At 52.2% G+C, this 18073-nt stretch carries 15 protein-coding genes and 1 pseudogene; 5 read left to right on the top strand and 11 right to left on the bottom strand.

The window, feature by feature from the left end; all coding sequences use genetic code 11:
• Nucleotides 1–55 precede the first annotated feature (55 nt).
• From H8S52_RS09620 to H8S52_RS09600, 5 genes and pseudogenes are all read left to right on the top strand, one after another.
• Entirely contained in the window at nucleotides 56–913 is an 858-nt protein-coding gene (locus H8S52_RS09620) for a DUF3298 and DUF4163 domain-containing protein (RefSeq protein ID WP_117742079.1), read from the top strand.
• Nucleotides 914–943: 30 nt separating this feature from the next.
• Nucleotides 944–1564, top strand: a complete 621-nt coding sequence (gene rsmG / locus H8S52_RS09615; RefSeq protein ID WP_005653646.1) for a 16S rRNA (guanine(527)-N(7))-methyltransferase RsmG — start codon at nucleotides 944–946, stop codon at nucleotides 1562–1564.
• 142 nt (nucleotides 1565–1706) lie between these two features.
• Nucleotides 1707–2345 (top strand): MBL fold metallo-hydrolase, encoded by a 639-nt coding sequence (locus tag H8S52_RS09610; protein ID WP_118939613.1) that lies wholly within the window; start codon nucleotides 1707–1709, stop codon nucleotides 2343–2345.
• Between the two features lie 128 nt (nucleotides 2346–2473).
• On the top strand, nucleotides 2474–5323 hold the full coding sequence (gene gcvP, locus H8S52_RS09605; RefSeq protein ID WP_186909704.1) for an aminomethyl-transferring glycine dehydrogenase: 2850 nt from the start codon (nucleotides 2474–2476) through the stop codon (nucleotides 5321–5323).
• A 112-nt stretch (nucleotides 5324–5435) separates the two neighbouring features.
• Nucleotides 5436–5570, top strand: a pseudogene (locus tag H8S52_RS09600) (hemolysin III family protein); the annotation flags it as partial.
• A gap of 34 nt (nucleotides 5571–5604) precedes the next feature.
• Here H8S52_RS09600 and H8S52_RS09595 read toward each other — a convergent pair.
• The 11 genes from H8S52_RS09595 to H8S52_RS09545 form a co-directional block, all read right to left on the bottom strand.
• Complete coding sequence (locus H8S52_RS09595; RefSeq protein WP_186909703.1) at nucleotides 5605–6171, bottom strand: nitroreductase; 567 nt, start codon at nucleotides 6169–6171, stop codon at nucleotides 5605–5607.
• 86 nt (nucleotides 6172–6257) lie between these two features.
• Nucleotides 6258–7385, bottom strand: a complete 1128-nt coding sequence (locus H8S52_RS09590; RefSeq protein WP_117941597.1) for an HpaII family restriction endonuclease — start codon at nucleotides 7383–7385, stop codon at nucleotides 6258–6260.
• A gap of 75 nt (nucleotides 7386–7460) precedes the next feature.
• Nucleotides 7461–8063, bottom strand: a complete 603-nt coding sequence (locus tag H8S52_RS09585; protein WP_005653630.1) for a YigZ family protein — start codon at nucleotides 8061–8063, stop codon at nucleotides 7461–7463.
• Nucleotides 8064–8147: 84 nt separating this feature from the next.
• A complete protein-coding gene (locus H8S52_RS09580) occupies nucleotides 8148–9050 on the bottom strand; it encodes a DMT family transporter (RefSeq protein WP_117665868.1) in 903 nt (300 codons plus the stop codon).
• Between the two features lie 114 nt (nucleotides 9051–9164).
• The gene (locus tag H8S52_RS09575; RefSeq protein WP_186909702.1) at nucleotides 9165–10496 is read right to left on the bottom strand and encodes an MATE family efflux transporter; all 1332 of its coding nucleotides are present in this window, start codon (nucleotides 10494–10496) and stop codon (nucleotides 9165–9167) included.
• Between the two features lie 18 nt (nucleotides 10497–10514).
• Nucleotides 10515–10919: an FKBP-type peptidyl-prolyl cis-trans isomerase gene (locus H8S52_RS09570; protein WP_022104499.1), complete on the bottom strand. Its 405-nt coding sequence runs from the start codon at nucleotides 10917–10919 to the stop codon at nucleotides 10515–10517.
• 178 nt (nucleotides 10920–11097) lie between these two features.
• A complete protein-coding gene (locus tag H8S52_RS09565; protein ID WP_117917486.1) occupies nucleotides 11098–12345 on the bottom strand; it encodes a DUF1015 domain-containing protein in 1248 nt (415 codons plus the stop codon).
• A gap of 21 nt (nucleotides 12346–12366) precedes the next feature.
• Nucleotides 12367–13287, bottom strand: coding sequence for an NAD(P)-dependent oxidoreductase (locus H8S52_RS09560; protein ID WP_016662923.1), 921 nt, complete (start codon nucleotides 13285–13287; stop codon nucleotides 12367–12369).
• Between the two features lie 113 nt (nucleotides 13288–13400).
• On the bottom strand, nucleotides 13401–14468 hold the full coding sequence (serC, locus tag H8S52_RS09555; RefSeq protein ID WP_117858955.1) for a 3-phosphoserine/phosphohydroxythreonine transaminase: 1068 nt from the start codon (nucleotides 14466–14468) through the stop codon (nucleotides 13401–13403).
• A gap of 326 nt (nucleotides 14469–14794) precedes the next feature.
• Entirely contained in the window at nucleotides 14795–16126 is a 1332-nt protein-coding gene (locus tag H8S52_RS09550) for a DEAD/DEAH box helicase (RefSeq protein ID WP_186909701.1), read from the bottom strand.
• Nucleotides 16127–16415: 289 nt separating this feature from the next.
• A complete protein-coding gene (locus tag H8S52_RS09545; protein WP_186909700.1) occupies nucleotides 16416–17969 on the bottom strand; it encodes an ATP-binding protein in 1554 nt (517 codons plus the stop codon).
• Between the last annotated feature and the right edge of the window lie 104 nt (nucleotides 17970–18073).

Genomic DNA, 18073 nt, shown 5'->3' with positions numbered 1-18073 from the left:
ATATTTGTCGATAAAGTTTCCTGAATGAAATGTTGTTTTATAAACGAAATCCAATATGAAAAAACAAACTGTCAGCCTACTTGTCCTTCTGCTTGCGGCAAGCGGCTTTTTCTTTTCCTGTGGTAACACCATGAACAAAAACGCCGGAGCGCTGGAGTTCGACAGCATACAAGTGAACGAAACCGCCCATCTCTTCGGTGATACCGCCAAGCCGGCATGCAACCTCATCATCAACCTTGCGTACGCTTCCCAATCTTCGGACGGGAAGATGAAGGATAGCCTGAACACCTATTTCCTCTCCGCCTGCTTCGGCGAGAAGTACATGGGCATGACTCCCGAAGAAGCCGTAAAGAAGTACACCGAAAAGTACGTGGGCGACTACCGCAAAGACCTGGAACCGATGTACCGCAAAGACGAGCAGGACAAGGAGAATGCCGGAGAGATAGGGGCATGGTACTCCTACTATAAAGGCATCGAAAGCCATGTGCAACTGTACACCGGGCATCTGCTCGTTTACCGCATCGACTACAACGAATACACCGGCGGCGCACACGGCATCTATATGTCCACCTTCCTCAACCTCGACCTGCGCACACTCGCTCCCATCCGCCTGGACGACCTGTTTGCCGGCGACTACAAGGAGCAGCTCACCGACCTCCTTTGGAACCAGCTTATGGCGGACAACAAAGTAGCCACCCGCCAGGAACTGGAAGATATGGGATACGTCACCACCGGCGACCTCACGCCGACCGAGAACTTCTACCTGAGCAAGGACGGCATCACATTCTATTACAATGTCTACGACATCGCCCCCTACGTAATGGGCCCCGTAAAGATAACACTACCGTACGAAATGATGCAGCACCTGCTGAGCGACGAAACAATGGCGCTGAACGACGTGCGCAACCCATAACCCATAACTTTTATAACTCATAACACAACAATGGAACTTATCCTGAAATACTTTCCCGACCTGACAGAGGAGCAGAAAAGGCAGTTCGCCGCCCTCTACGACCTCTATACGGACTGGAACTCCAAAATAAACGTCATCTCGCGTAAAGACATTGAAAACCTGTACGAGCACCACGTGCTCCACTCCCTGGGCATAGCCAAGGTAATCCGCTTCAAGCCGGGTACGAAAGTCATGGACTTAGGCACGGGAGGCGGCTTTCCGGGCATCCCGCTGGCGATACTCTTTCCCGAAGTGCAGTTTCACCTGGTGGACAGCATCGGCAAGAAAGTGCGCGTGGCCACCGAGATAGCCGGCAGCATCGGACTGAAAAACGTAACCACCCGCCATGCACGCGCCGAAGAGGAGAAACAACTGTTCGACTTCGTGGTGAGCCGTGCCGTAATGCCCCTTACCGACTTGCTGAAAATAATCCGCAAGAACATCTCGCCCAAACAGCAGAACGCACTGCCCAACGGACTCATCTGCCTCAAAGGCGGAGAGCTGGAGAGAGAGACGATGCCCGTGAAGAACAAAACCACGATGTGGAACCTCAAGGAATTCTTCGGGGAAGAGTTCTTCGAGACCAAAAAAGTGGTGTACGTGGCAAACTGAACGAGCACTCCGGAAAGCAATGTAGTACTTTAGAAAGCTGAAGTGGCACTCTGGAAAGCTAATGTAGCACTTTAGAAAATTAATGTAGCACTTTAGAAACCGTAACAAACAACATATCGAATTAAACGCCTATATATACGCCATGAAGATAAAGAAATTTGAATTTAACATGTTCCCGGAAAACTGCTACGTGCTGTGGGACGAAACCCTGGAAGCCGTAGTTATCGATCCCGGCTGTTTCTACGAAGAAGAGAAACAGGCTTTAAAGAACTTTATCATCAGCAACGGGCTGCAAGTGAAGCACCTGCTGAACACGCACCTGCACCTGGACCACATCTTCGGCAACCCCTTCATGCTGAAAGAATTCGGACTGAAAGCGGAAGCCAACCAGGCGGATGAGTTCTGGATTGACGAAGCACCCAAGCAAAGCCGCATGTTCGGTTTCCAGTTGCCGGAACCGCCCGTACCGCTGGGCACTTACCTGCACGACGGAGACATCATCACCTTCGGCCATACGGAGCTGGAAGCCATCCACGTGCCGGGACACTCGCCGGGCAGCCTGGTGTACTACTGCGCGGCAGAGCACTGCATGTTCTCCGGCGACGTACTGTTCCAGGGCAGCATCGGCCGTGCCGACCTTGCCGGCGGCAACTTCGACGAACTGATAGAACATATATGCAGCCGCCTGTTCATACTGCCCAGCGAAACGGTTGTCTATCCGGGGCACGGAGCCCCCACAACCATCGGCACCGAAAAGGCGGAGAACCCGTTCTTCAGGTAAGCCTCCCCCCGTTCTCCGGATAAAAAAGCCCGCCGCAGGCAGCGCAGGACACCGGTCCTTCCGTAGCAGACACAAGTACCGGTCCGCCCCCTGCGGCGAAAACAATAAACTTCTAAATCATTACCGTTATGAAAAACGACCTATTGGCTAACCGCCACATCGGCATCAGCAAAAAGGACGAAGAGCAGATGCTCCGCAAAATCGGAGTGAGCAGCCTGGACGAGCTGATTGATAAAACCATCCCCGCGAATATCCGCCTCAAAGAACCGCTGGCACTGCCCGAAGCCATGACCGAATACGAGTTCGGACAGCACATCGCGGCGCTGGCAGCCAAAAACAAACTCTACACCACTTACATCGGCATGGGGTGGTACAACACCGTAACGCCTGCCGTAATCCAGCGCAACGTGTTCGAGAACCCCGTTTGGTACACCTCCTATACGCCCTACCAGACCGAAGTGTCGCAAGGACGCCTGGAAGCCCTCTTGAACTTCCAGACCGCCGTATGCGACCTCACCGGCATGCCCCTTGCCAACTGCTCCCTGCTGGACGAGGCAACCGCCGCCGCCGAAGCCGTGACGATGATGTACGCCCTGCGCCCGCGCGATATGCAGAAGTCGGGAGCCAACGTGGTGTTCGTGGACGAAAGCGTATTTCCGCAGACACTTGCCGTTGTCACCACCCGCGCCATCCCGCAGGGCATCCGGATACGCACGGGCAAGTACAGCGAGACGGAACTCACGCCCGACACCTTTGCCTGCATAGTGCAGTATCCGAATGCCGGCGGAAACATAGAAGACTACCGCGCATTCGTGGAGAAAGCGCACGCCGCAGGCTGCAAAGTGGCGGTTGCCGCCGATATACTGAGTCTCGCCCTGCTCACCCCGCCGGGAGAATGGGGAGCGGACATCGTATTCGGAACCACCCAGCGGCTGGGTACGCCGATGTTCTACGGCGGCCCGTCGGCAGCTTATTTCGCCACACGCGACGAGTACAAGCGCAACATGCCGGGACGCATCATCGGCTGGTCCAAAGACAAATACGGAAAACTGTGCTACCGCATGGCGCTGCAAACCCGCGAACAGCACATCAAACGCGAGAAGGCCACTTCCAACATCTGTACCGCACAGGCATTGCTGGCCACGATGGCAGGCTTCTATGCCGTATACCACGGGCCGGAAGGCATCCGCACCATTGCCGGACGCATCCACAGCATCGCCGCATTCCTGGAACAGGAAATCAATAAATTAGGATACAGGCAGATGAACGCCCAATACTTCGACACGCTCCGCTTCGCCCTGCCCGACAATGTATCGGCACAGCAAGTGCGCACCGTAGCCCTGAGCAAGGAGGTGAACCTGCGCTACTTCAAGAACGGCGACGTGGGCATGAGCATTGACGAAACCACCGACCTCGCCGCAGTAAACGTACTGCTCTCCATTTTCGGCATCGCCGCCGGAAAGGACTATACCAAAGCCGCCGACATCCCCGAAAGCTGCACCATTGCGGAAGCGTTCCGCCGTCAGAGTGCGTACCTGACGCACGAGGTGTTCAACAAATACCACACGGAGACGGAGATGATGCGCTACATCAAGCGGCTGGACCGCAAGGACATCTCACTGGCGCACTCCATGATTTCGCTCGGCTCGTGCACCATGAAGCTGAACGCCGCCGCAGAGATGCTGCCCCTCAGCCGTCCGGAATTTATGGGCATGCACCCGCTCGTTCCCGAAGACCAGGCGGAAGGCTACCGCGAACTTATACACAACCTCAGCGAGGAACTGAAAGTAATAACCGGCTTTGCCGGCGTAAGCCTGCAACCCAATTCCGGCGCTGCCGGAGAGTATGCGGGGCTGCGCGTAATCCGCGCCTATCAGGAGAGCATCGGGCAGGGACACCGCAACAAGGTACTGATACCCGCTTCGGCGCACGGCACCAATCCGGCTTCCGCCGTCCAGGCCGGTTTCACCACCGTTACCTGCGCCTGCGACGAACAGGGCAACGTTGACATGGCCGACCTCCGCGCCAAAGCCGAAGAGAACAAGGACAGCCTTGCCGCGCTGATGATTACCTACCCCTCTACCCACGGCATCTTTGAAACGGAAATCGTGGAAATCTGCCAGATTATCCATGCCTGCGGCGCGCAGGTGTATATGGACGGCGCCAACATGAATGCCCAGGTGGGGCTGACCAACCCCGGATTTATCGGCGCCGATGTATGCCACCTGAACCTGCACAAGACATTCGCGTCTCCTCATGGCGGCGGCGGACCGGGCGTAGGCCCTATCTGCGTGGCAGAGCATCTGGTTCCGTTCCTGCCGGGCCACGGACTGTTCGGCAATGCCGCCAATGAAGTAGCGGCAGCACCCTTCGGCAGTGCGGGTATCCTGCCCATCACCTACGGCTACATCCGCATGATGGGTGCGGAAGGGCTGGCACGCGCCACGCAAACGGCCATCCTGAACGCCAACTACCTGGCTGCATGCTTCAAGGATACCTACGGCATCGTTTATCGCGGGGCAAACGGCTTTGTCGGCCACGAAATGATACTGGAGTGCCGCAAGGTACACGAGGAAACGGGCATCAGCGAAAACGACATCGCCAAGCGACTGATGGACTACGGCTATCATGCGCCTACCCTCTCCTTCCCCGTTCACGGCACGCTGATGATAGAACCCACGGAGAGCGAAAGCCTTGCCGAACTGGATAACTTCGTACACGTAATGCTCGCCATCTGGCAGGAGATTCAGGAAGTGAAGAACGGCGAAGCGGACAAGACCGACAATGTGCTGGTAAATGCCCCGCATCCCGAATATGAAGTGGTGGCCGATACATGGGAGCACAGCTATACCCGGCAGAAAGCCGCCTATCCGATAGAAAGCGTACGCGACAACAAGTTCTGGGTGAACGTGGCACGGGTGGACAATACGTTGGGCGACCGCAAACTGCTGCCTACGTGCTACGGGTGCTTCGAATAGGGTAGTGAAATATACTCGATGATTTTTTTAGGCACGGATTACACGGAATTCACGGATTTACTTGATTTTTTCTGTTTCTGTTTCTGCGAAATCTGTGTAATCCGTGCCTGAAGTATGCTATATAGGCGGTGCGGCGTTGTATTCCATACGCAGCGTGCGCTATATGCACTCGGCTTTTCATTTCTTCGTACTGGCGGGGTCGGGCTGCCACCTTGTTGCCGTATGGTACATCCTGGCGGGGATATAAACAGGCTCTCCGCCTATACATGATACATGCACCGTCAACGGATTACGGTTACCGTGCCTGCTGCCAGCTTCTTCTCTTTCATGGGAGCATCCGCAGGGGCATAGCCTAAGGCGGCACAGCCGTACACACGGTGATTTTCGGGGATGCCGAGGCGGGTGAGGAAAGCACGCACGTCGGGGTCGTCGCAGGTCTGCCCCAATTGGTTAATCCAGCAAGAGCCGATGCCCAAAGACTTGGCGGCAAGGAAAATATTCTGCAAGGCGCATGCGCAGTCCATAGGCGCCCACCAGCGGGTAGGCTCGTTGGAGACGATGACCAGCGTCGGAGCATGGTAATAGCAACAATAGGTTTCGCTATGTCCGCGCTCCTGCAAATGAGGGTCGTCGCTCTTGGCAAAAGCGCCTTTTATCTTTTCATTCAGTTCGGTCAGCACGGCGGCATCCTGGATGGCGGTGAAATGCCACGTCTGGAAGTTCATGCCGCTGGGGGCATACGCTGCCGCTTCCAGTACAAGGTTCAAATCTCCGGCGGAAACCTGCTGTTCCGTATAAGTACGCACGCTACGGCGCGACTTGATATTTTCCAATACTTCGTTGCTCATTGTCAGGATATATGTTTTTATGTAAGGAGAGTAAATGCGTTAAGTTTCAGTCTGCCGTTCCGCCTATACCGGCGCCAAACAGACGGTCAGCGCTTTACCAATCCTATCTTTACGTTCAGTTTAAAGTAATACACACCGTTCTCCCGCTCCAGGAAGCCGTATTTGTCCTTATCTACCGACCCCTTCTCGAAACGGGTGTTCCGGTAAAGGAAGTCGGCAAAGGTCTGCCGGTCGGACTTATGATAGCAGAGCACCCCGCCGTCTCCATTGGTCAGCAGCATGCCTTCCACGGCAGAGTCCGTACCGTTGTAAATCTTTGCCGGACGCATGCCCGTTGCAAGCGCCAGCAGGAACTGTTTCATCTTGAACTCGTAGAAGCGGTGCTTGTTTATCAGTTCGTCCTTGATTTTCAGGGGATTCATCTCCTTAATGCGTTCCGTCAGTTCGGCAACACGGGTAATGCCGTCCAGGTGCATGATACGTACCATCTCGGCCAGCATGCGGGGGAAGTGGAGGTCTATCATCAGCAGGTTGCAGCGGAACACACGGTCGGCAACGTCGGAATACTTCAACACGCCGCCCAGACGCTCAATCATCATCATGCGTTCGGCAACTTCCATAGGCGATTCGGGCAAGGCGTTCACCTTGTTTACCGTGGGCACGGCAAACTTCACGCCGCTCTGCTCCAGCTTCAGATTGGCTGTGCGCCCGCCGTCCAGCAAAGGATTCATGCGGCTGAGACGACAACGGACGGTGAAGCCCGTGAGCGGAGCGTCCGCACTCCAGAAAGCTACGGAGAAGTCGGTACGGTCATCGGTTCTGGACTCCAAGTCGTAGATGTTCACAGCATCCAGAAAGGCTTCCAGCCCTTCGGAAACTTCCACCTCCTCGCCTTGCTCATTTCTGAGCAGATGGAGTATGATTTCCGCCGCATCGCCAAAGTCCGCACGGGGAAACGAAAGCGGCTCTTTTCCTGCCGATGCGGTAAACGTACCGTCCTTCTCCACCGTACCGCTGACAATGCGCACATCCTCTTCCCCGATATAATAACGGCGCGTGCCGTCATGTTCCTCTCTCTGTATCAGCGCCACAGGCCAACACTTCCTATCATCTCTCTGCGCGTCCGGCGTTCCCGGAAAGACCTTCCCGTCCGCCAGCAGACGGAAGAAGGTATACAGTTCGCCCAGCTCGCGCTTGGTTGCTTCAAATGCCATATCAACTCGATTTTGATTAAATAAGTGTGCAAAGATAAGTAAATCCGTACAAAAGATATGGAAAACCCGGAGACTTTACGCTTCCTCAAAACGTAAAGTCTCCACCTTCTCCAGACGCGCCCTCAACTTGGGCATTGCCGACTTGCGGATGCGGAGCGTCATGCGGCAGTCCATGTCGTACGACTGCTCCAGCATCTCCGGCTCCTCTTCCTTGACAATGCGCATCACATCGTTCATGAAAGGATACTCGAAAAGGACGGTCACCGTTTCGTCCACCGTCTTTTCAATGACGGTGGCGGCAGCGATAGCCTCGGCAGCGGCAGCCTTATAAGCCACTATCAGTCCGCTGGTTCCCAGCTTTATGCCGCCGAAATAACGAACCACGACAATCAGGATGTCCGTCAGTCCGTTCGAGTTTATCTGCCCCAGGATGGGCTTTCCCGCCGTACCGGACGGTTCGCCGTTGTCATTGGCACGGAAATCCTTGCGCTCGTGCCCCAACATATAGGCATAACACACGTGGCGGGCATCGTAGTATTTCTTCTGATAAGTTTCCAGATGCGCCTTTACTTCTTCAACCGTACGCACCGGCAAGGCAATAGCGATAAACTTGCTGCGCTTCTCGGTATAAATTCCCTCGGACGGGACGGCTATGGTTTTATACGTATCTTCGCTCATGCCGCAAAGATACTACACTTTTTGCTATCCGCCTTTTGATAGCCGGCAAAAAAACTTTATCGCGGCAGAAGAAAGAGCCGCTTTTCAGCCGATGCGCCTCCTCACCAGTTGCAGCAACGGCTTCGCCGCAATTATCAGTGTTACGGCAGTAAGTATCATCAGTACGCCGAGCATGATGCGCGGAGTGAGCTGCTCGCCAAACACCACTACGCCGAAGAACAGCGCCGTCACCGGTTCCAGCGCCCCCAATATGGCAGCCGGCGTGGAGCCGATGAGGTGGATGGAGAGCGTCATCAGCACCAACGAAATGATAGTGGGAAACAAAGCCAGCGAAAGGACATTTGCCCACAGCACCGGCGAAGGGACGGGCTGCAAAGCCGTGCAAAAGTCCAGACGCACCACATAGATGCTGATGCCGAAGAGCAAAGCATAGAAAGTGAGTTTCGCCGTAGGCAGCTCCTTGAGTGAAGAGCGGTTCACGCCGACGATGTATATGGCGTACGTCAGCGAGGAGAGAATAACGAACAGTACGCCAAGCATGCTCAACGTCTTCCCGTCCCCACCCTCGTACAGCAGGGAGATGCCCGTAAATGCCAGCGCTATGGAGAACATCGTGATGAAGGAGACCTTCTCGTGGAAAAACACCGCCATGATGATGGCAACCAGCACCGGATAGACAAACAGGATGGTGGACGCAATGCCCGCATCCATGTAATTATAGCTCTCGAAGAGAAAGAACGAGGAAAAAGAGAACAGCAGCCCCATTACCGCCAGCGGAAGTATATCCGTCTTCTTCAGCGCAAAGGACTGTTTCTTCACTTTCATCAGGATGCCCAGCATCACAACGGCGAAAAAGTAACGGTAAAAGAGGACGGAATCCACACTCATTCCCGCCCCGTACAAGGGCAATGCAAACAACGGGTTCATGCCGTAACTGGCAGCGGCAACGGCTCCGTAAGTAAATCCTTTAAGACGATTATTGGTCATGGCAGTATCTCTTTCTGAAAAATCGGGCGCAAAGATACCGCTTTTATTGATACTTAGCTCAATGAAGAACTAAAAAGAATCCTGCACAACGCAAGCATGCCGCAAGGGAATTGTTCATGCCCCGTTCTTCATTTTATAATACAGGATACCCACCGCGTCCGCCAGCAGCCAACCGATGGGAATAGACCACCAGATGCCCGTTACCCCGACAGAAGGAATAGCCGCCAGTAGGTAGGATAGCGCCACGCGAATGCCCAGCGAAATCACCGTGAGCACTACCGACATCCCCGGCTTCCGGACAGCCCGGTAATAGCCGTAAAGCAGGAACAGAATGCCGATGCCGCAGTAAAACGCACCCTCTATGCGCAGGTACTCCACTCCGGTAGCAAGGATTTCCGTTTCGCCCGGATGAACGAAAATCAGCATCAGCGGTTCTGCAAAGACGAACACGAGCACGGAGACGATAATCGAAAAGATAACCGTAGTAAGCAAGGCGCTGCGGACACCCCGGCGGATACGCCCGTAACGTTTCGCCCCGAAGTTCTGCGCGATGAAAGTGGAAAAGGCGTTCCCGAACTCCTGCACGGGCATGTATGCAAAGGAGTCTATCTTGACGGCAGCGGCAAAGGCGGCCATGACTGCCGTGCCGAAGCTGTTGACCAGCCCCTGTATCATCAGGATGCCGAAATTCATGACCGACTGCTGCACACAGGTCAGTGTGGAGAAAGAGACTATCTCTTTCAGGCTGCCACGGTCGAAGCGCATGTCCCCGATATGCAGCCGCAGTTCCGGACGCTTCCTCCAGGTATAGAGCATAATTCCCGCAGAAGCGACTCCCTGTGCCATGACCGTAGCTATCGCAGCCCCCTCGATGCCCCAGTCCAGTTGCAGGATGAAAAACAGGTCGAGAACGATATTCAGTGCCACAGAGAGTGCCAGAAACCAGAGAGGAGTTACCGAATCTCCCACCGCACGCAGCATCGCCGCATAGAAATTATAGATAAACGTAAAAACAATGCCGCAAAAGATTATCCACAGGTAACCGCGCATCATGCCGTAAATGTCCTGCGGCACTTGCAGCAAACGGAGAATGGGGTCCAGCCATACGAATACCGCCATATTCAGCACGCATGTGACCGCCCCTATCAGTACGAACGACACGAAAATGCTGCGGCGCAGGGCGGAATGGTTTCCCGCACCGTAATGCAACGAGAATACCGTGCCGCTGCCGATAGACAAACCGAGAAGGATGGAGATAAGGAAGACCATCAGCGTATACGCCGACCCTACCGCCGCCAGTGCATCCGCACCGATGCACTGCCCTACAATCAGCGTATCGGCTATGTTATAGCACTGTTGCAGCAACGAACCCGCCATCATAGGCAGGGTGAAACGCAACAGCGTACCCGTTATGCCACCCCGGGTAAGGTCTCCGTTCCGTAACATGATTGTTCACACCCTCTCTCAGGCAATGCCCAGCAGTTTCACTTCGAATATCAGTGTGGAGAAAGCCGGAATAGGCCCGCTGGTGCGTGTGCCGTATCCCACGGTGTACGGGATGTAGACCATCCAGTGGTCGCCCACGCGCATCTGCTGCAAGGCTATCTGCCAGCCGTCGATTACTTCGTTCAGCCGGAAAGCCTCCGGACAGTTGCGCTTCCAGGAATTGTCAAACTCCCTGCCGTTAATGAGCGTTCCCTTGTAATGCACCGACACAATACTGTTTAATCGAGGAGTAGCACTACTGCCCTGCCCGCTTTCCAGGATACGGTAAAGCACGCCGGCAGCCAACTCCTTTACGCCTTCTTCGGTACGCAGATTTTGCAGGAACTGTTCGTTCTTCAGTTTGTATTCTTCCTTTTTGCCCATATCGTTCTTTTGGTTTTAATAACTAATGCCGAATAACGGTATCTTATTTTGACGGCAAAGGTCGGTATTTTCCGTATACCGGAAAAGGGAATGGCAATATAAAATAGCGAAGGTGCATCAAAACCTGCCAAGTTTCCATGCACCTTCTTCTTATCCGTTCTTTGAAATTATATCTGAATCAGTCCAGTTTATGAATTACCAGTCCCGAACGCAGCTTCGGTTCGAACCAAGTGGTCTTGGGCGGCATGATATTGCCGGTATCGGCAATGTCCATCAACTGCTTCATGGACACAGGATAAAGCGCCAAAGCCACTTTCATCTCACCGCTGTCCACCCGCTTCTTCAATTCGCCCAGCCCGCGGATACCGCCGACAAAGTCGATACGCTTGTCGGAACGGAGGTCTTTGATACCGAGGATTTCATCCAGTATCAGGTTGGACGAAATGGTAACATCCAGCACGCCGATAGGGTCATTGTCGTTGTAAGTGCCCGGCTTTGCCGTAAGGCTGTACCACTTGCCGTCCAGGTAAAGGGAGAAGTTATGCAGGCCTGCCGGCTTGTAGATTTCCGTTCCTTTCTCTTCTACCGTGAAGTTCTTGCCTACGGCAGCCAGGAATTCTTCGGGAGTCAACCCGTTCAGGTCCTTCACCACGCGGTTGTAGTCGATGATAGTCAACTGGTTGGCGGGGAAACAGACTGCCATGAAGTAGTTGTACTCCTCGTCTCCGCGATGATTGGGATTCTGTCCGGCCTTCTCCGCACCCACCAGGGCTGCGGCTGCACTGCGGTGGTGTCCGTCGGCAATGTAAAGTGCCGGCATCTTGGCAAACTCTTTGGTTATGACCTCAATATCTTCCTGCCGGTCGATAATCCAGAATGTATGGCCGAAACCGTCGTCCGGAGCCACAAAGTCGTAAACAGGCTTCTGTGCCGTGTAACGGGCAATGACCGCATCCAGCACTGCATTGTCGGGGTAAGCGAAGAATACGGGCTCGATGTTGGCATTGTTCACACGGACATGCTTCATGCGGTCTTCTTCCTTGTCGCGGCGGGTAAGCTCATGCTTCTTGATAACGCCGTTCATGTAATCGGGCACGTATGCGCCCACCACCAAACCATATTGCGTCTTACCGTTCATGGTCTGGGCATATATGTAATAGTTCTCCTTATCGTCCTGCACCAGCCAGCCTTTGTCCTGGAACATTTGGAAGTTCTCGGCCGCTTTCCGGTACACACGTTCATCGTGCTCGTCCGTACCGACCGGAAAATCTATTTCGGGCTTGATGATGTGATACAGGGATTTTTCGTTTCCTGCCGCTTCTTCACGCGCTTCGGCGGAATTCAGGACGTCGTACGGACGGGATGCCACCTGCTCTACCAAATCCTGAGGGGGACGAATCCCTTTAAAAGGTTTTATTGTTGCCATGGTTATCAGAGTATAAATCCATTACTTATTTACGCGGAACTTCTCGCAGCCGTCTTTCAGGAAGCCCACAATCTGTCTGGCAGCGGCAATGCCGGCATTGATATTGGCTTCGGCCGTCTGCGCGCCCATCTTCTTCGGTGTGGAGAAGTAACGGCCGGCAAACTTGGCGGCAAATGTATCATTGGCTGCAGGCATAATATCGGTCATGTACTTCAAGTCGGCACGTTCTTCCATCAGTTGTATCAGCTCGGCTTCATTGATAACTTCCTTGCGGGCGGTGTTCACCAGCAGACCGCCTTTCGGCATCCTGCCCACCAAAGCATAGTTAATGGAGTTCTTGGTTTCCGCCGTTGCGGGAATGTGCAGCGAAACGATGTCGCAGGCAGAATAAAGTTCCTCGGCCGAAGCCACAGCCTTTACACCGTCTTTCTCGATAACCTCTTTCGGGCAGAAAGCGTCGAATGCGTAAATGTCCATGCCGAAACCTTTGGCTATGCGGGCTACATTGCGGCCTACGTTACCGTAAGCATGAATGCCCAACTTCTTGCCTTTCAGCTCCGTACCGGAAGTACCGTTGTACAGATTGCGGACAGCCATTACCATAAGCCCGAAAGCCAGTTCGGCCACAGCGTTGGAGTTCTGCCCCGGAGTGTTCATCACACATACATTGTGGGCGGTTGCGGCATCCAAGTCCACATTGTCATACCCCGCACCGGCACGCACTACGATTTTCAGCTCTTTGGCGGCATCCAAAACCTCGGCATCAATAATGTCGCTACGGATAATAATGGCATTGGCATCTTTCACGGCTTCCAGCAATTTTGCCTTATCGCCATATTTTTCCAGCAAGGCAAGTTCATAGCCTGCTGCTTCAATTTCTTTGCGAATACCGTCTACTGCAACTTTTGCAAACGGTTTGTCTGTTGCAACTAATACTTTCATGATTCAATGGTATTAAAAAAAGATTCACCACAGAACCGCACGAAGTTTCACAGAGTTTTCCTTTTCATTTCATCTCTGTGGGACTCTGTGCCCTCTGTGGTGAACAAATATTATTAATGAAGTTTCTCAAATTCCTGCATGCAGTCTATCAAAGCCTGTACGCTTTCCTTCGGCATGGCATTGTAGCAAGATGCACGGAAACCGCCTACGGAACGGTGTCCCTTGATACCTACCATACCCTTTTCGGTAGCGAATTTCAGGAAGTCGGCTTCCAGTTCCTTGTATTCGGGAGCCATTACGAAGCAGATGTTCATGCGTGAACGGTCTTCTTTGGCGGCAGTACCCACAAACATCTTGTTGCGGTCTATCTCGGCATACAGCATATCCGCCTTTTCGATGGCGCGACGTTCCATTTCCTTCACACCGCCCTGAGCCTTTATCCAGCGCAATGTCTGCAATGCCGCATAGATAGGAACAACGGGAGGAGTATTGAACATTGAACCGCCGTCGATGTGAGTCTGATAGTTCAGCATGGTCGGGATGTAACGTGACACCTTGCCCACTGCATCGTTCTTCACGATAACGAATGTCACACCCGCAGGAGCCAGATTCTTCTGTGCACCGCCATAGATACAGATGTATTTGGATACATCAATAGGACGGGAGAAAATATCGGACGACATATCGGCAATCATAGGAACGTTTACGTTCAGGTCTTCCTTCAATTCCGTGCCATAGATAGTATTGTTGGTGGTGATATGGAAATAGTCCGCATCGGCCGGTACCGTATAATCTTTCGGAATGTAAGTATAGGTGGCTTCAGCAGAAGAGGCAACCTCTACAACCTCGCCAAATCCCTTGGCTTCCTTCATGGCTTTCTTTGCCCACACACCCGTATTGAGGTAAGCGGCCTTCTTTTCGAGGAAGTTGAAAGGTATCATGCAGAATTCCAGACTTGCACCACCCCCCAGGAACAGCACCGAATAGCCTTCGGGAATGTTAAGTAGTTCTTTGAACAGTGCTACGGCTTCGTCCACTATGGGCTGGAAGTCCTTGGCGCGGTGGCTAATCTCCATAAGAGACAGACCGGATCCATTGAAATCTAAAATAGCCTTCGCCGTATCCTCTATCACCTCACGCGGAAGAATGGAAGGTCCTGCGTTGAAATTATGCTTTTTCATTTGAAGTTTGTTTTGGTTATACAATTTCGTTCGTTTATGTCTTTCGACATGGCGAAATTACGGAATTATTTCTGCATTGCAAATCTTTCCTTATAATTTTTCTTCTTTATCGCGTATTTGCCTTACTTTTTATTGGTATATACAAGAAATATACGCCAAACTGTTATGTATACTTAACACAAAAAGTATTAAAAAGTAAACTGAAAGATAGAAGCTGAAAAAACTTTCTACCGGGAATAAAAACTGAAAAAAAAGTGCATGATTATCAAAAACAAACTATTTTCCCATGCTTAATAACATCACCGGATATGCTTCATAACATACTGTCAACGAGCTTCTTCTATCAAAGTCTTCATCCCCTTGATTTTTTCCCCGCGCAGCAGTGTAAGCAATTGCTTTACTTTGCTGCGGCGGACTGCCACGAAAGCATAGTGCTCCTTCACATCCACCTGTCCTACATCTTCGCGCACCAGTCCGCCTTTCTTATACAGGAAGCCCACAATGTCCACCTTGTTCAGTTTGTCTTTCTTGCCTTTGCCTATATATAAGGTAGTCCAGCGGGGTTTGGCAGGCTTCGGCGTCTGCTCCGGCAATTCGAATACGGAGAGCTCCTCCGGAAGATAATCGGGCAGACGCTCTTCGGCATGCAGAAGCAGGAAAGAAGAGCCGCGCGCTTCCCAGCGTGCCGTGCGTCCGTTACGGTGCGTAAAGGCTTCTTCGTTGACGGGCATGTGATAGTGCACCACGTTGTCGATGCCCGGAATATCCAATCCGCGTGCGGCAAGGTCGGTCGATACCAGGACGGGGCAACTGCCGTTGCGGAACTTATAGAGCGCCCGCTCGCGGTCGTCCTGTTCCATACCGCCGTGAAAAGCATCGCAAGGGAATTTCTTCGACTTCAGATAGGCTACCGTACGCTCCACGCTCTCGCGATAGTTCACGAATACCAGTGTAGAACGGTCGCCCAGCGTACAAAGCAGCCGGTACAATGTCTCCAGCTTGTCTTTTTCGGGAGAGATTACCTTCTGCAAGTCCAATCGTCCGGATACGGTTTCGCCCGAAAGAAAACTCAGCTTGACAACCTGCGGTGACGATTCCGCCCCGCCCACTCCGGTGAACTGCGGGATTTCCTCGGCATCCGTTGCCGACAGCAATACCCGTTTCTTCAAGGCAGGCAACTGTCCGATAACTTCCGCCATCTCGTCGTGAAAGCCGAATTCAAGGCATTTGTCGAATTCATCTATCACCAATGTGGTTACAAAGCGGGTATCGAAGTTCTGCTTCCGCAAATGGTCGTTCATACGTCCGGGAGTGCCGATGATAACGGCAGGGTTGATGCCCCTCATCGTACGGTGCTCGTCCATTGCCGGACGTCCGCCGTAGCAGCTCATCGCCTTGAAAGGGACGTTCATCGACTTGAATACGTTTTCTATCTGCAAGGCAAGCTCGCGCGACGGTACGAGCACCACCGCCTGTACGCCCTGCACATCGGCTTTGAGCGATTGCACCAGCGGCAGCAGGAATGCCAGCGTCTTGCCCGACCCCGTGGGCGACAACAGGACGAGGTCCTTATCCGATTGATAGGCATCCCGCGCTGCTTCCTGCATCGGGGTGAGTTGCTCTATCCGTAAGTTACGAAGTATGTCAGATTGTTCCATAAAGTACTTTGGTTTAATGGAGCAAAGATACGAAAAGATTGGCGGAAAACGAGGTGATGGTGTATATATCACTTCGTTCTGCATGAAGTATATTACAATTTATCCCGGTCAAACTCCCGATTTATCCCGGTTAAACTTCAAGTTTATTGAGGATAAATTTTGAGTTTAACAGGGATAAACAAAGGGTACCCACTGGAAAAACAATCAGTATGTACTGAAGAAAAAAACACATGTGTAGAAAAAGAGCCGGTACAGACGGAGAAAAAACAATGGCAGCAATATGGCTGACTTAAAGTTCCTCTACCACCCAACGCTCGATATTGCGCGTAGTATTACTGAAATTCACCCCTATCTTGAGTACCTTGCGGCTGTCCGCTGCAAAAGGCAGTGCGTACTGCTTGTCGTTAATCTGCTGCAAAGCCTCTTCCGCAGTGCCGTTCAGTTTGAATTCCATTACATAAACGTACTTGTCGGTTTGCAGTACAAGGTCTATCCTGCCCTGCGAAGTGTGATACTCCGCTTTTACATAAAAACCTACCAGTTTGAAAACGATGAAGAGCACATTCTGATAGTGCAGCTCCAGTTCTTTCACCAATTCGTAGGGAGTATCGGCAAAGAAACTTTGCAGGCGGCGGAAGAAGGCATCGGGCTCACCTCTCTCTATTTCCTGTACAAACTTTTGTATTTCAAACGGTGCTTCAATCTTGTTGAAACGTGTATAGTAAGGTATGAGGAATCTAACAAAACCTTCTTCCACCTCACGATTGGGGAAGCCGAGACGATAAATTCCAAAACGTTCATCATACCCCTTTATCGTGAGATAACCGCTCTGGAAAATTACGGGCAACGGTTCCTCATCTCCATAGATACTGTTCAGCACATCGGCATACGTTTCGGCATGCGCCATGTGTTCCAGGTCGTAATGGTAGCGTTTCAACAGTTCTATCAGGTAGGTGGGTGTTCCCGTCTCGAACCAGTAACTGCCGAATTTCTTATATTTAAAAGTATTCAGCAAGCTGAAAGGGTTGTAGATACCTTCGGTGTTCTCTACGAAATGATAGCCGTCATATCTCCGCTTCAACTCGGTACAAGCTTCCTCGTAGGTCATTTTCTGAGCGTCTGCCAACTCGTGAAGCTCTTCTTCAAGATTATCGTGAATCTCCTGCCCGGTTATTCCGCAAAGACCGACATACATTTCCTGCATGGAAATATCATCCAGGTTATTCAAGTCACTGAACACGCTGATCTTGCCGAATTTGGTGACACCGGTAAGGAAAGCCAGTTTGATACAGCCGTCCATCGTTTTAAGCACACCGTAGAAAGGTTTCAGCGTGTTGCGGTATTCCTTTTGCAGTTCCCCGTTGCCGATAGCCTGGAGCATCGGTTTGTCGTATTCGTCCACAAGGATTACCACACGCTGCCCTGTCTGCTCGCAAGCACGCTTGATGATTCCGGCAAAGCGCAAAGAGTATGTACGTTCGGAAACATCGGCGCCATAAAGTTTCTCCCATTCGGAAAGGTTCTTCTCCAGTATATTACCCAGACTTTCGGGCGTATCATACCGTTCGATGTTCAAGTCCAGATGCAAAATGGGATGTTCCGTCCAGTCTTTCTCCAGTTTCTCGATGGCCAGTCCCTTGAACAATTCCTTTTTCCCTTGAAAGTAGGCCTCTAAGGTGGAAATCAGAAGACTTTTGCCGAAACGGCGCGGACGGCTGAGGAAGTAGTAACTGCCGGTCTTGGCCAACTGATAAACCCAAGCGGTTTTATCGATATAGAAATACCCGTCTTTGCGGATTTTCTCGAAGTTCTGTATTCCGATAGGATATATTTTATTGCTCATACCGTCCACTGTTTTTAGATTACGATAAAGCAAAGATACTCATTTCTTTCGAACCGCCTCTATCCTATGCCCATAAAAAAACTCCGGCAAGAGTCGCAGCCCTG

The organism is Bacteroides sp. NSJ-48 (genome assembly GCF_014287405.1).
GTDB lineage: Bacteria > Bacteroidota > Bacteroidia > Bacteroidales > Bacteroidaceae > Bacteroides > Bacteroides stercoris.
Note: the sequence above shows the minus strand (reverse complement) of the source record. Positions and strands in the feature narration are given on the sequence as shown.

Bases quoted from the DNA above. Each gene is read 5' to 3' on its own strand.
- H8S52_RS09570 (WP_022104499.1), bottom strand. From the start codon at position 10,919: ATGGGCAAAAAGGAAGAATACAAACTGAAGAACGAACAGTTCCTGCAA.
- H8S52_RS09565 (WP_117917486.1), bottom strand. From the start codon at position 12,345: ATGGCAACAATAAAACCTTTTAAAGGGATTCGTCCCCCTCAGGATTTG.
- serC (WP_117858955.1), bottom strand. From the start codon at position 14,468: ATGAAAAAGCATAATTTCAACGCAGGACCTTCCATTCTTCCGCGTGAG.
- H8S52_RS09590 (WP_117941597.1), bottom strand. From the start codon at position 7,385: ATGGCATTTGAAGCAACCAAGCGCGAGCTGGGCGAACTGTATACCTTC.
- H8S52_RS09575 (WP_186909702.1), bottom strand. From the start codon at position 10,496: ATGTTACGGAACGGAGACCTTACCCGGGGTGGCATAACGGGTACGCTG.
- H8S52_RS09545 (WP_186909700.1), bottom strand. From the start codon at position 17,969: ATGAGCAATAAAATATATCCTATCGGAATACAGAACTTCGAGAAAATC.
- H8S52_RS09550 (WP_186909701.1), bottom strand. From the start codon at position 16,126: ATGGAACAATCTGACATACTTCGTAACTTACGGATAGAGCAACTCACC.
- H8S52_RS09560 (WP_016662923.1), bottom strand. From the start codon at position 13,287: ATGAAAGTATTAGTTGCAACAGACAAACCGTTTGCAAAAGTTGCAGTA.
- H8S52_RS09595 (WP_186909703.1), bottom strand. From the start codon at position 6,171: ATGAGCAACGAAGTATTGGAAAATATCAAGTCGCGCCGTAGCGTGCGT.
- H8S52_RS09620 (WP_117742079.1), top strand. From the start codon at position 56: ATGAAAAAACAAACTGTCAGCCTACTTGTCCTTCTGCTTGCGGCAAGC.
- H8S52_RS09585 (WP_005653630.1), bottom strand. From the start codon at position 8,063: ATGAGCGAAGATACGTATAAAACCATAGCCGTCCCGTCCGAGGGAATT.
- gcvP (WP_186909704.1), top strand. From the start codon at position 2,474: ATGAAAAACGACCTATTGGCTAACCGCCACATCGGCATCAGCAAAAAG.
- H8S52_RS09610 (WP_118939613.1), top strand. From the start codon at position 1,707: ATGAAGATAAAGAAATTTGAATTTAACATGTTCCCGGAAAACTGCTAC.
- rsmG (WP_005653646.1), top strand. From the start codon at position 944: ATGGAACTTATCCTGAAATACTTTCCCGACCTGACAGAGGAGCAGAAA.
- H8S52_RS09580 (WP_117665868.1), bottom strand. From the start codon at position 9,050: ATGACCAATAATCGTCTTAAAGGATTTACTTACGGAGCCGTTGCCGCT.